Source organism: Paenibacillus sp. FSL H8-0283 (genome assembly GCF_045040675.1).
GTDB lineage: Bacteria > Bacillota > Bacilli > Paenibacillales > Paenibacillaceae > Paenibacillus > Paenibacillus amylolyticus.
This window is the reverse complement of the sequence record NZ_CP150295.1, coordinates 1-13,791: the sequence shown is the minus strand read 5'-3', so window position 1 is coordinate 13,791 and position 13,791 is coordinate 1. Positions and strand designations below refer to the sequence as shown.

The 13,791-nt window shown below is 46.7% G+C and carries 9 protein-coding genes and 1 rRNA gene; 1 reads left to right on the top strand and 9 read right to left on the bottom strand.

Annotation, left to right across the window (positions count from 1 at the left end; all coding sequences use genetic code 11):
• Positions 1-44: 44 nt before the first annotated feature.
• The 3 genes from MHI52_RS00050 to gyrA form a co-directional block, all read right to left on the bottom strand.
• A 16S ribosomal RNA gene (locus tag MHI52_RS00050) occupies positions 45-1,597 on the bottom strand.
• Between the two features lie 467 nt (positions 1,598-2,064).
• Positions 2,065-3,183: an HD-GYP domain-containing protein gene (locus MHI52_RS00045; RefSeq protein WP_405158245.1), complete on the bottom strand. Its 1,119-nt coding sequence runs from the start codon at positions 3,181-3,183 to the stop codon at positions 2,065-2,067.
• 222 nt (positions 3,184-3,405) lie between these two features.
• Complete coding sequence (gene gyrA, locus MHI52_RS00040) at positions 3,406-5,970, bottom strand: DNA gyrase subunit A (protein WP_076329292.1); 2,565 nt, start codon at positions 5,968-5,970, stop codon at positions 3,406-3,408.
• 427 nt (positions 5,971-6,397) lie between these two features.
• Here gyrA and MHI52_RS00035 point away from each other — a divergent pair, with 427 nt between their 5' ends.
• Positions 6,398-7,345, top strand: coding sequence for a YheC/YheD family protein (locus tag MHI52_RS00035; RefSeq protein ID WP_338707443.1), 948 nt, complete (start codon positions 6,398-6,400; stop codon positions 7,343-7,345).
• A gap of 93 nt (positions 7,346-7,438) precedes the next feature.
• Here the strand turns inward: MHI52_RS00035 and gyrB are convergent, their stop codons facing one another.
• From gyrB to dnaA, 6 genes are all read right to left on the bottom strand, one after another.
• Positions 7,439-9,349 (bottom strand): DNA topoisomerase (ATP-hydrolyzing) subunit B, encoded by a 1,911-nt coding sequence (gene gyrB, locus MHI52_RS00030; RefSeq protein ID WP_036611997.1) that lies wholly within the window; start codon positions 9,347-9,349, stop codon positions 7,439-7,441.
• Between the two features lie 67 nt (positions 9,350-9,416).
• Complete coding sequence (gene remB / locus MHI52_RS00025) at positions 9,417-9,665, bottom strand: extracellular matrix regulator RemB (protein ID WP_017691405.1); 249 nt, start codon at positions 9,663-9,665, stop codon at positions 9,417-9,419.
• A 14-nt stretch (positions 9,666-9,679) separates the two neighbouring features.
• Positions 9,680-10,792 carry a DNA replication/repair protein RecF gene (recF, locus tag MHI52_RS00020; RefSeq protein WP_017691406.1) on the bottom strand — a complete coding sequence of 371 codons (1,113 nt, stop codon included), beginning with the start codon at positions 10,790-10,792 and terminating at the stop codon, positions 9,680-9,682.
• Positions 10,793-10,849: 57 nt separating this feature from the next.
• On the bottom strand, positions 10,850-11,065 hold the full coding sequence (gene yaaA, locus MHI52_RS00015; RefSeq protein WP_036611994.1) for a S4 domain-containing protein YaaA: 216 nt from the start codon (positions 11,063-11,065) through the stop codon (positions 10,850-10,852).
• Positions 11,066-11,081: 16 nt separating this feature from the next.
• Complete coding sequence (dnaN, locus tag MHI52_RS00010) at positions 11,082-12,224, bottom strand: DNA polymerase III subunit beta (protein ID WP_017691408.1); 1,143 nt, start codon at positions 12,222-12,224, stop codon at positions 11,082-11,084.
• 220 nt (positions 12,225-12,444) lie between these two features.
• Positions 12,445-13,791: a chromosomal replication initiator protein DnaA gene (gene dnaA / locus MHI52_RS00005; RefSeq protein WP_036611990.1), complete on the bottom strand. Its 1,347-nt coding sequence runs from the start codon at positions 13,789-13,791 to the stop codon at positions 12,445-12,447.

Below are 13,791 nucleotides of genomic sequence, written 5' to 3'. Positions count from 1 at the left end.
CTGCGTATTTGAATGTTTCCGTTGCAGGAAACGATTCTCCATAGAAAGGAGGTGATCCAGCCGCACCTTCCGATACGGCTACCTTGTTACGACTTCACCCCAATCATCTATCCCACCTTCGGCGGCTGGCTCCTTGCGGTTACCCCACCGACTTCGGGTGTTATAAACTCTCGTGGTGTGACGGGCGGTGTGTACAAGACCCGGGAACGTATTCACCGCGGCATGCTGATCCGCGATTACTAGCAATTCCGACTTCATGCAGGCGAGTTGCAGCCTGCAATCCGAACTGAGACCGGCTTTGTTGGGATTGGCTCCATCTCGCGATTTCGCAGCCCGTTGTACCGGCCATTGTAGTACGTGTGTAGCCCAGGTCATAAGGGGCATGATGATTTGACGTCATCCCCACCTTCCTCCGGTTTGTCACCGGCAGTCTATCTAGAGTGCCCATCCGAAATGCTGGCAACTAAATATAAGGGTTGCGCTCGTTGCGGGACTTAACCCAACATCTCACGACACGAGCTGACGACAACCATGCACCACCTGTCTCCTCTGTCCCGAAGGAAAGATACATCTCTGCATCGATCAGAGGGATGTCAAGACCTGGTAAGGTTCTTCGCGTTGCTTCGAATTAAACCACATACTCCACTGCTTGTGCGGGTCCCCGTCAATTCCTTTGAGTTTCAGTCTTGCGACCGTACTCCCCAGGCGGAGTGCTTAATGTGTTAACTTCGGCACCAAGGGTATCGAAACCCCTAACACCTAGCACTCATCGTTTACGGCGTGGACTACCAGGGTATCTAATCCTGTTTGCTCCCCACGCTTTCGCGCCTCAGCGTCAGTTACAGCCCAGAGAGTCGCCTTCGCCACTGGTGTTCCTCCACATATCTACGCATTTCACCGCTACACGTGGAATTCCACTCTCCTCTTCTGCACTCAAGTCACCCAGTTTCCAGTGCGATCCGGGGTTGAGCCCCGGGATTAAACACCAGACTTAAATGACCGCCTGCGCGCGCTTTACGCCCAATAATTCCGGACAACGCTTGCCCCCTACGTATTACCGCGGCTGCTGGCACGTAGTTAGCCGGGGCTTTCTTCTCAGGTACCGTCACCTTGAGAGCAGTTACTCTCCCAAGCGTTCTTCCCTGGCAACAGAGCTTTACGATCCGAAAACCTTCATCACTCACGCGGCATTGCTCCGTCAGGCTTTCGCCCATTGCGGAAGATTCCCTACTGCTGCCTCCCGTAGGAGTCTGGGCCGTGTCTCAGTCCCAGTGTGGCCGATCACCCTCTCAGGTCGGCTACGCATCGTCGCCTTGGTGAGCCGTTACCTCACCAACTAGCTAATGCGCCGCAGGCCCATCCCCAAGTGACAGATTGCTCCGTCTTTCCAGTTTCCTTCAGGCGAAGAAAACAATTATTCGGTATTAGCTACCGTTTCCGGTAGTTGTCCCAAACTTGAGGGCAGGTTGCCTACGTGTTACTCACCCGTCCGCCGCTAACCATCAGAGAAGCAAGCTTCTCTTCAAGTCCGCTCGACTTGCATGTATTAGGCATGCCGCCAGCGTTCGTCCTGAGCCAGGATCAAACTCTCCAATAAAGTATTGAAAAGAGCGATAAGCTCATTTTGAATCTGACGAGATTAAAAATCTCATTTGTGCTCCAGTCGATCCAAGCCAAGGCTTGTCTCAAACTTTCGCGTTCATTCTGCAAGCAGAATGTTTACTCACTCGTTGTTCAGTTTTCAAAGATCAAACTTATTTTGTTACCGAATGTCGTTCTCTTCAGCAACTTTTATATCTTATCACATCCGAACCAACTTTGCAAGCTCTTTTTTTAAGTTTCTTTCGAAGCTTATTTCATTTGCTTGCCGCACCGTGTAAACCGTGTTTTCTTGGCCGGAATTAGAATATACCATGTACAGATATTGAATGCAAGTCTTTTTTTGATTATTTATATATCTTTCTATAATCTTTCTGTTTTTTTCTACATTTCCACATTTATCTCACGTAAAAGGCCTCTCTATAAAAGAAAGACCCTCTCATCAAGTTACTTTAATATCTATTGTTATCCGATAACCTCTTGGATGTGAAGCTGCCGTTGCTGCATCAGATTAATGATGGTTCCTTCTACTGACACCATAGGCCGTGTAGGATGATCTCGATCAGAGAATACGATCTCTCCAATCTGGTTATTGCTGAGTTTCACTCGGATGCCATTATGGATCTGGGTCGACCGTTGAACAAATACACTTACGATTGCAGGATCCAATTTCCCAAATGCCTCACTTTGGATCTGTTCTAGGACTAGGTATGGTGATTGTGCCTTGCGGTAGATCTTCTCCAGCGTCATAGCGTGGAAAATATCAGCGATAGCTACAATTTTGGCATAAATATGAATCTGCGTCCCACTAAGCTGCAACGGGTAGCCTGAACCATCCACTTTTTCATGATGCTGCAAAGCTGCAAGTCTGGCTCCCTCATTAATGGCCTTTGCCTGTTTAAGGATCTGATAACCATATTTCGTATGCTGACGAATCTCTTCTTGCTCTGTAGCCGTCAACGTGGATGGTTTATGGAGAATCTGCGGATCTACCTTGTTGTTACCAATATCATGGAACAAGCCTGCAAAAGCCACTTGCATCCAATCCTTGGAGGGGAGATCGATCCATTGAGCCAGTTGATAGGATGTGATCGCACTCAGTACGGCATGGTGATATACATAATCATGTTCTTGCATTACTCGTGGACTGAAGGTAAGCACATTATATTGTTTGAGATGTGCAAACACAGCCTCCAACTGTGTACGTAACTCATAGACCGGTAATTCAGCCGCCAGAGAGGACAGGAAAGCATTTTTCGTTAGTCCGACCATCTTCTCATACTCATCCTGCAAAGACGTTACTACAGGAGATGTGGTGACGTTCCCTGTCTTCCCTGCCCGTTCACCATTGTTGTCATTCGTAGAACTTCCTGCGGACACAGATGCACCTTTGGTTCCTGTACTACTCGACACCGTTCTTTCTTGTTCAATATCTACCTGTTGAATCATAAAGGCTCTGAGCACTTCCATATCCTTGGGTAAAATGACTTTTCCCTTCTGAAGCAGAACGTTGCCGCGAAGTGTTTGCACATCACTCCCAAGTTTGAGTCCTGGTTTGACTTCTGACAGGGTGATTAATCCCATGTGTATTCCCCTCACTCATCGTTCTTCTATGTTAATACAAACAAGACCATAGTCCCGGTTTTTCATGATATTTTCCATTATATTACTCAGGAATCAGGCTGTACATCCCAGAATCGGAAGAATAAAAGAAGAGATTCCTTTATACAAACAAAAGGGCTCCCGGTGGGAGCCCTCGCAATCTTCTTCCAATCTCAAAGAGATCAGTCTTTATAAAATTCTATTTTATGCTTCCGAACCGGAATCGTCGTCGCCCTCAACTTCATTAACCTCAGCGTCAGAAACGGTGCCTTCTTCCAAGCTTACTTCCGGAGCTTGGGACTCCTCGCCTTCCAAGCCTTCAAGCGACTCATCGTCTGGTTCCTCTTCATTTTTGTCAATTCGGCTGACTGTAGCTACTGAATCCTCGTCACGAATATGAATCAGCTTCACACCCTGCGTGTATCGACCCATAGTGGATATGCCTTCCATGCTCATCCGGATCAACGTACCGCTGGACGTGATAATCATCAGATCCTCTTCGGTTTTAACCATTTTGAGACTGACTACTGAGCCGTTCTTCTCTGTGACATTAATAGTCTTGATCCCTTTACCGCCACGAGTCTGCATCCGATAATCATTGACAGGTGTACGTTTACCATAACCTTTGGCTGTAACGATCAGAACATCAAGCTCTTTATCAACTACATCCATGCCGATAACAGCATCCTGTTCATCCAATGTAATCCCTTTGACCCCGGTTGCGCTACGTCCCATGGAACGTACATTACCTTCCGAGAATCGAATAGACATTCCGTGAGCTGTACCCATGATGATCTCTTGCAATCCATCGGTCAGCTTAACATCGATCAGAACGTCATCATCACGTAAGGAAATACCGATCAAGCCGCCTTTGCGGATATTGGTGTAATCCTCAAGTGGCGTCTTCTTCACAACCCCTTGGCGGGTAGCAAAGAACAAATATCTGTCACTTTCGAATTCCTGGACCGGAATTACGGCATTGACCGATTCGCCCTGCTCGATCTGGATCAGGTTGATAATCGGCGTTCCCCGAGCGGTACGTCCAAGCTCTGGAATCTCGTAAGCTTTGAGACGGTACACTTTACCTTTGTCAGTGAAGAACATGAGGTAATTGTGGGAGTTGGTCACAAACAGATGCTCGACAAAGTCGGTATCTTTTGTATCCATACCCACGACCCCACGTCCACCTCGTTTCTGGCTGCGGTATGTGGATACCGGCAGACGTTTCACGTAGCCTGTATGAGTAATCGTAATGATAACCTCTTCACGTGGAATCAGGTCCTCATCCAGAATGCTCTCTTCGCCTACAGTGATCTCTGTACGACGATCATCGCTGAAGCGGTCGCGGATCTCTTGCAGCTCCGTACTGATAATCTCAAGCACCAGATGCTCATTGGCCAGAATTTCGCGATACTCTCTGATTTTGACCATCAGTTCGTTATATTCATTTTCAATACGTTCGCGTTCCAGACCTGTGAGGCGTTGCAAACGCATATCGAGAATAGCTTGAGCCTGATCATGACTGAGTGAGAAGCGCTCAATCAAACCTTCTCTTGCTGCATCCGCATTACTGGATGAACGAATCAACGTAATAATCTCGTCGATATGATCCAACGCAATACGTAAACCTTCTAGAATGTGTGCACGAGCTTCAGCCTTTTTCAGTTCAAACTGCGTACGTCTGCGAATAACCTCAATCTGATGCTGCAGATAGTGATACAACACTTCACGCAAGTTCAGAATTTTAGGTTCTTTATTAACAATCGCAAGCATGTTAATCCCGAAAGTGGATTGCATCGATGTATGTTTGTACAGGTTGTTCAGGACAACCCCCGGATTCACGTCTCTGCGAAGTTCAATTACAACCCGCATACCATTACGGTCAGACTCATCACGAAGGTCAGTAATACCATCAATCTTTTTATCACGTACCAACTCGGCGATTTTCTCAACAAGTCTCGCCTTGTTTACCTGATAAGGCAACTCTGTAACGATAATTCGCGCCTTGTTGTTGTTCTCTTCGATGTTGGTTTTAGCCCGCATCGTTACTGAACCACGTCCGGTCTGATACGCCTGGCGAATGCCTGAACGGCCCAAAATGTAGCCGGACGTAGGGAAGTCTGGTCCTTGAATGTAATCCATGAGTTCCATGGATGTAATGTCCGGATTTTGAATCATGGCCTGTACACCATCAATGACCTCACCCAGGTTATGAGGAGGAATATTGGTAGCCATACCTACCGCGATCCCGCCGACCCCATTGACAAGCAAGTTAGGAAAACGAGCAGGCAGAACGATTGGCTCATGTTCTTCACCGTCATAGTTTGGTTGGAAATCAATCGTATCCTTGTTGATATCTCTGAGCATTTCCATAGCAATCTTGGACAAACGTGCTTCGGTATAACGCATGGCTGCTGCCATATCACCATCGACAGATCCAAAGTTACCGTGTCCATCTACATGCATATAACGCAGGGAGAAATCCTGTGCCATCCGTACCATCGTCTCGTAAACAGCAGAGTCACCGTGTGGGTGATACTTACCGATAACTTCGCCGACGATTCTGGCTGATTTTTTATGTGGTTTATCGGGTGTCATGCCGAGCTCTGACATCGCGTACAGAATACGCCGGTGAACCGGCTTCAATCCATCACGCACGTCAGGTAAGGCACGGCTAACGATGATGCTCATCGCATAATCCATAAACGATTCACGCATCTCGACGCCTATATCCCGATCTGTAATCTGAGAGTTCATTTCTTCCGCCATGCTGGACCTCCTTCTTGTCCTTCAACAAACGTTCCATTCCGTCATGCAAAAAAGTTGATTATATGTGAAAAGCCTAACAAGGCTAAAACCGCGCAAGAACGCTACTCTTTATTATATTACTTTCACAAAAGTTACACAATTAAACGTCCGCTGGGCAATAGCCTTTCTTCTGGGAACTTCTGCGTGTCTGGGGATACGCCCTGCCTTCCTCCCCAATTGCACATACAATGCTAGAAAAACGGCATATGTACTGTGCCTACCGAGGCTAAAGCCATTCCCGTCCTACGATCAAACTGCAAATTGTGCAGCTCATCGCACAAAACGCCATATTTCTCTATTATACCACTGAAATCGTCTCTTGTCCTTTGATTTCTCCGTGTCTGGTCCCTCTTTAGAACTGAACAAAACATGAAAGGACTGATGAATCTTGGGTATCCAACGCGTCTCCAGCAAATGGGCCAAAACAGCCGTGTTACAACGCAGTCGCATTGTGAATGAATATATCCCAGTGACCCGAAAATATAGCCGTCAAACTCTGGAACGAATGACTGAATTATTTGAGTCCAACTATATCAAACCGGACCGTGGCACTTACGGTAATGGCGTTATGCGGGTGAGAACAACCCGTTTATACGAACCTGTTGTTAATTCCGAAGATTCCACCACAGATGCAGAGGTTTCGGAAGAAACCAATGATCGAAACCTGGCTGATGAACCCGAAGCAAGTGCTGTTATCTCCAGAGCTACCTATCTCACAACAACATATCATCTCCAATACGGTACAGAGGAGAGATCATTTCATTCCCTGGACGAACTCGAACGAGCACTGAATGATCGTATTCAGGAACGTGAATATATCATTCAACAGGGAATCTCGCTGATGAAGCATGAAAATTTGCCTTTTGACTTGCGTGTGTTAACTCAGAAAAATCTGCAACACAACTGGGAAACAACAGGTGTTCTGGGACGTATTGCTGCCCCGGGCAAAATCATCACTAACATTCATGGTGGTGGGCGATTGGCCACGTTTGAAGAACTCGTACTCCCCCATCTTCACCAGGATGGCTTCAAAAAACTTCGCACTGAGCTGTACCGCTTAGGTATTCATACCGCTGTGCAATTGCAAACATCATTTCCAAGACTCAAAGAGATTGGTATTGATATTGCGCTAGACGAAGCAGGGCGTCCCTGGATTCTTGAAGTCAACACACTGCCAGGCATTTATGCCTTTGGCTTATTACCGGACAAGGAGGCGTACCGGAAGATCAAACGTTATGCGATTGCGTACGGTCGTTTGCCCTCCAAAAAGGGTAAGAGCTCCCGGCCATCCCCTAAAGCACAGGCTTCATCTGCCAAAAAACGTGTACGCAGATAACAAAGGGATATGGAGATCTAAGTATACGCCTTCCCTGTTCCATACCTTCCCTAATATAAAAAAGGCGCCCTCTCAGGCGCCTCTTCGAATATGTTAAATGTCGAGGTTTTTCACGTATTTTGCATTTTCCTGGATAAAGTCACGACGCGGTTCAACGTTATCCCCCATCAGGGTGTCAAACATGGTATCAGCAAGTATGGCATCATTAATCGATACTTGCATCATGGTCCGGCTCTCCGGATCCATCGTCGTTTCCCACAATTGTCCGGCATTCATCTCGCCAAGACCTTTGTAACGCTGAACGTTGAATTTCGCATTTTCGCCGAGCGTTGCAATAATTTCATCGCGCTCTCTCTCGGAACCGGCATAACGAATCACTTTGTTACGCTCAATCTTGAACAATGGCGGTTGTGCAATATATACATAACCTGCCTCAATGATTTTACGCATGTACCGATACAGGAATGTCAGCAATAGTGTTCGGATATGAGCACCATCAACGTCGGCATCGGTCATCAAAATGATTTTGTGATAGCGTGCTTTGGCAATATCGAAGTCATCACCAATACCCGTACCCATTGCCGTAATAATTGCTCTAATCTCCGCATTACCCAATATCCGGTCGAGACGAGCTTTTTCCACGTTCAAAATCTTACCACGCAGTGGCAAAATCGCTTGGAAATGACGATCCCGACCTTGCTTTGCTGATCCGCCTGCAGAGTCACCTTCGACGATGTACAATTCGCTGATTGAAGCATCCTTGGATGAACAGTCTGCCAGTTTACCTGGAAGTGAGCTCACTTCGAGTGCACCTTTACGACGTGTCAGTTCACGGGCTTTACGGGCAGCTTCACGCGCACGTGCTGCTTGCAGACCTTTTTCCAAAATGCGACGGGATACGGAAGGATTCTCTTCCAGGAACTCCTGCAGCTTCTCGGCAAACAAGGATTCGACAATCCCACGCACTTCGCTGTTGCCCAGCTTGGTCTTTGTCTGTCCTTCAAATTGCGGTTCCGGAATCTTGACCGAAATAATAGCTGTCAAGCCTTCACGCACGTCATCTCCGGAAAGGTTCCCCGTGCTGTCCTTGATTACACCCGCCTTACGAGCATAGTCGTTGATGATCCGTGTAAGGGCACTTTTGAAACCTGATTCGTGCGTTCCGCCCTCATGCGTGTTGATATTGTTCGCGAAGGAATAGATATTCTCGGTGTAGTTGTCATTGTATTGCAGGGCAACTTCCACCTGAATGTTATCTCTGGAACCTTCGACGTAAATTGGATTTTCATGCAGGACTTCGCGCTTCTGGTTCAGGTAGGAGACGTATTCGATAATGCCGCCTTCGTACATGAACGAGTTGGTTGCACCTGTACGCTCATCCGTCAATGTAAGACCGATGCCCTTGTTCAGGAATGCCAGCTCACGAATCCGGGCAAGCAAGATGTCATATTCGAACACTCTTGTTTCCGTGAAAATTTCAGGATCTGGATGGAATCTAACCGTTGTTCCTGTTTCGTCGGTTGTACCGATCACTTTCAGGTCATACTGTGGAGCTCCACGGCGATATTCCTGTTGATAGATATGTCCCTCACGTTTAACCGTTACAACCACTTTTTCAGAGAGTGCATTCACAACGGACACACCAACACCATGCAAACCACCGGATACTTTATATCCGCCGCCGCCAAATTTTCCCCCTGCATGGAGGACAGTCATAACTACCTCAAGTGCAGGACGTTTCATTTTGGTATGTTCGCCGACAGGAATACCCCGTCCGTTATCGACTACAGTCACGCTATTGTCTTCATGGATACTGACCTCAATGTGGTCGCAGTAACCTGCAAGCGCTTCGTCAATACTGTTGTCCACTACTTCCCAGACCAGATGATGCAGGCCCTTGGAACTGGTGGAACCGATATACATGCCCGGACGCTTCCGTACGGCTTCCAATCCTTCAAGGACCTGAATTTCATTCGCATCATATGACGGTTGATTCATAGACATGCCTTTCACCTACTTCTATAGATTCAATATCGTAAATATGCGTTAACTAATTTTATGCCACACAACGCTAGAGATCCGGAAAAATGTGAGCCCGCTTTTTCAGCGTGGCTGAGGAAATAGGCGAGTAGTACACAATGTTTTTGGTCACCACAATGGACTTGGCTTCCTCTTCGCCGATGTGTTCCACTGTTTTTTCCTGCTCGGCATGCGTGACATACTGCTTGGAGATCTTTGAGGATTTTTCAATCGATATATCAAAAATAGCGACCAATTCGGAAGAACGGATGATCTTCTCACCGCCCAGATGAATGTACATAAGCCCCTCACTCCTTAGCGTTCAACCTGTCCGGCATGAACGTGATAAATACTGGCATCTTTGAGCTTGTCAACGTTCAGGCTCTCGATCCCCGTAGCTGTAATAAAGGTTTGCACCTTGCTCTGGAACGTTTCGATCAGCTGCGTCTGGCGAAAAGGGTCCAGCTCGGACAGAACATCATCCAGCAACAGAACTGGATATTCTCCGATTTCTTCATGAATCAGTTCAATTTCCGCAAGTTTAAGGGACAACGCCGTTGTGCGCTGCTGCCCCTGCGAGCCATATGTTTGTACTTCCCGATCGTTAATGAAAAAGGACAGGTCATCCCGATGTGGTCCACTAAGGGTTGTGCCTCGGCGAATCTCCTGCTCTTTCATTTGTGATAATTTTATCATAAATTGGTCCATTAAGACAGCTTCATCTTCCTCAGCGGCTTCGCTGAAGGAAGGAAGGTAGGCCAGCCGCAAGACTTCTCCGCCTCCGGTGATCCCCTGATGAATCGTTTCTGCCCACTTTTGTAGTTTCTTTATGAATTGTTTCCTTTTTTTGACGATTTTAACACCATGCTCGACCAGTTGTTCGTTCCACACCTCAAGCATGGTCTGGGCCGATGCCCCTTTTCCCCATAACTGCTTAAGCAAATTGTTTCGTTGGACGAGCACTTTTTGGTATTGCTGCAGGTGATACAGGTAACCTGGTGCAACCTGTCCAATCTCCATGTCAAGAAACCGGCGGCGGACCCCCGGTGTGCCTTTTACAATCTCCAGATCCTCCGGCGCAAACATCACAACATTGAGCGCTCCGACAAAATCACTTAACTTGCGCTGCTCCAGGCCGTTAATCTTTGCTTTTTTGCCTTGTTGCGACAAAGATAGTTCAAGCTTGACCGATCCGTACTTTTTGTCGACCTCTGCTGCAAGTCTGGCACGTTCCTCACCGAAACGGATTAACTCCTTGTCACGGGATGTACGGTGGCTCTTGGTGAGTGCAAGTACAAAAATCGCCTCTGCAAGATTGGTCTTGCCTTGGGCATTTTGCCCGATCAACAAGTTTACGGGACCAAAAGAATCCAGTCTCAGATGTTCATAATTGCGGAAATTCTGCAGATCAATGCTGTTCACAAACACGCGGTAACCTCCCTTTTATCCCGTCCGTCAGGAGGCAGCAGGATCGAACTGGTCTTCTTATTCTGCAGCAACTTCGAATGTGCCTTCTCCGTCCACTTCAACGATATCCCCAGGGTATAACTTACGTCCCCGGCGTTCCTCAGGCTCTTTATTCACACGTACAAGTCCTTCCTGAAGCAGAGCTTTGGCCATACCTCCAGTTGGGATGCAATCAGCCAGTTTCAAAAATTGATCAAGCTTAATATATTCCGTACGAATCGTAACTTGGTTCACTATGATCTTCCTTTCGTTAGTTGGTCGTCCGATATGGCAATATCACGTAAAGGCTGTGACTGTCATCCAGCGGTTTCAAGATGATTGGACTCATGACTCCTGTAAAAGCGATCATCAGTTGCTCACTTTCAACAACTTTCAGCACATCCAGCATGTATTTGGAGTTGAACGAGATTTTTAACGGATCTCCTGTAAACTCGGCAGGTTCGATTTCTTCTCTTACTTTACCTAGCTCGGAAGAGCTTGAAGAAATTTCAACGGATCCCGAATCCATCGTTTGCATACGCACGATGTTTGTTTTCTCTTCACGCGACAGCAAATAAGCCCGGTCAATGGATTCACTTAATTTTTTTGTATCTAAAACAAGTTCTGTTTTGTATGACGTTGGAATAATTCTAGAAGTATCCGGATATGTTCCGTCCAAAATACGGGAGTAGAACAATACACGGTCGATTTTGAACAGGACCTGGTTATCTGCAACAACGATATCCACAAGGGTATTTTGATCCGGAACAATTTTGCTGAGCTCGTTCAGCGTTTTACCGGAAATGACTACGTTGTTGAAGCGGATACCCTCTGCATTATCCAGCATTGCTGATCGAGTAGCAAGACGGTGACGGTCTGTTGCCACAAATTTCAATTCGTTGTCACCCAAACTCCAGAGTACACCTGTCAGGATTGGAGTAGTCTCATGTGTGGAAATGGAGAAGACCGTTTGTTTGATCATATTTTTCAGCAAATCTCCTGGAATGGAGACGGTTTGGTTTTCTTCGATGCTTGGCAGTACCGGGAATTCTTCCGGATCCAGACCTACCAGTTGAATTTCGGTAGCACCTGCGGAGATAAAGGTGTTGAAGTTCTCTTTGACTTCCATGTGCACTTCCTGTGATGGCAGCTTTTTGATGATCTCCACAAAAAACTTGGCTGGCAAAACTACACTGCCGGGTTGATCTACCTGAACTACGCTTTTATCTCCATCTTCAAGCGGGATGAAGGATTGAATGGATATATCGGTGTCACTTGCTGTCAACGTTACACCTTGATGATTCACGTCGAATTTGATACCGCTCAGAATCGGAATCGTCGTACGGCTCGAGATCGCTTTGGATACTTGCTGTATGGAATCGTTTAAGTAGTTTTTCATTATGCTGATTTTCATGGTTTCACTCCTAGCTGTTTTTTTGGGTGTTGGGGTGTTAAAAGGTGTTTTTCAAAGGCCGAAGGCTAAGCTCCGAAATGGCTATTTTGGAGATGATATCTTTAAGATCTTTTTAGTAATAATAGTAATAGGGGCACTGAATATGTGGATAAGTGGGTATAAACCCGTACACCCAAGCCTATCCACATGTGTATACGTTGTGCATAGGCTTGGGACTTGTTCAGGTTGGATTCTTTATTTTTTCGGTTAAGTTGTTGATAACTTTATAGAGATCCTGATCGTTTTTAATCGCTTGGGAGATTTTTTCGTGAGCATGTATGACAGTGGTGTGATCTCGTCCTCCGAATGCTTCCCCAATTTTGGGCAGAGAAAAGTCTGTCAGTTCACGAGAGAGATACATGGCAATCTGTCTTGGAAAAGCAACTGCCTTGGTCCGTTTCCGTGCTTTGAAATCTTCAAGCTTAAGGCTATAATACTCGCCGACCTTTTGTTGGATGTCATGAATAGTGATCATTTTGGGACGACTGGAAGGAATAATATCCTTCAGTGCTTCAGCTGCCAGATGAGTGGTTACATCTTGATTAGTCAGTGAAGAATAAGCAACGACCCGAATCAGGGCGCCCTCCAGTTCACGGATGTTGGTGTCAATCTGGTTGGCAATGTACATCATCGCTTCATTCGGAATATCCAGGTTTTCCGCACGTGCCTTTTTCCGCAAAATTGCGATCCTTGTCTCCAAATCTGGAGGCTGGATATCCGTGATTAACCCCCATTCAAAGCGAGAACGAAGCCGTTCTTCCAATGTCGGAATTTCCTTCGGTGGTCTGTCGCTGGAGATGATAATCTGCTTCCGTTCCTCATGCAGCGCATTAAACGTATGGAAAAATTCCTCTTGTGTTGATTCTTTTCCCGCCAAGAACTGAATATCATCAATGAGCAAAATGTCGACGCTCCGGTATTTGTTACGGAAGCTCTCCCCGCGGTTGTCACGGATCGAGTTAATGAATTCGTTCGTGAATTTCTCAGACGACAAATAAACGACTTTGCTGCCCGGATCATGCTCCAGAACATAATGTCCGATCGCATGCATCAAGTGAGTTTTACCGAGACCTACTCCTCCATACAGAAAGAGAGGATTGTAAGCTTTGGCGGGCGCTTCAGCGACCGCCAGCGATGCGGCATGGGCAAAACGGTTGCCCGGCCCGATGACAAATGTATCGAACGTATATTTCGGATTCAGCATGCTGAGTACGGCTTCTTCCTGTACAACTGTAGGCGTTGGCGCCGGCAGTTGCGGGTCCGGTTCAGCAGGCTTGTTCTCTTCGATGACAAATTTCACATCGACTTGCTTGCCAAGCAACTCGTATACCGTCGAGCCAACCAATTTGGTGTAACGGCTCTCCAGCCATTCGACGGCAAACGTGGTTGGTGCGGAAATGACGATTGAACGGTCATTCAGCTTGGTGGCTTTGGTTGCTTTGAACCAGGTGTCAAAGCTGGGTTTGCTGAGTTTGTTTTGTATGATTGATAAAATTTGCTGCCATAAATCAGAAGTATGGCTGTCCAC

Bases quoted from the DNA above. Each gene is read 5' to 3' on its own strand.
- MHI52_RS00045 (WP_405158245.1), bottom strand. From the start codon at position 3,183: ATGGGATTAATCACCCTGTCAGAAGTCAAACCAGGACTCAAACTTGGG.
- dnaN (WP_017691408.1), bottom strand. From the start codon at position 12,224: ATGAAAATCAGCATAATGAAAAACTACTTAAACGATTCCATACAGCAA.
- gyrB (WP_036611997.1), bottom strand. From the start codon at position 9,349: ATGTCTATGAATCAACCGTCATATGATGCGAATGAAATTCAGGTCCTT.
- gyrA (WP_076329292.1), bottom strand. From the start codon at position 5,970: ATGGCGGAAGAAATGAACTCTCAGATTACAGATCGGGATATAGGCGTC.
- remB (WP_017691405.1), bottom strand. From the start codon at position 9,665: ATGTACATTCATCTGGGCGGTGAGAAGATCATCCGTTCTTCCGAATTG.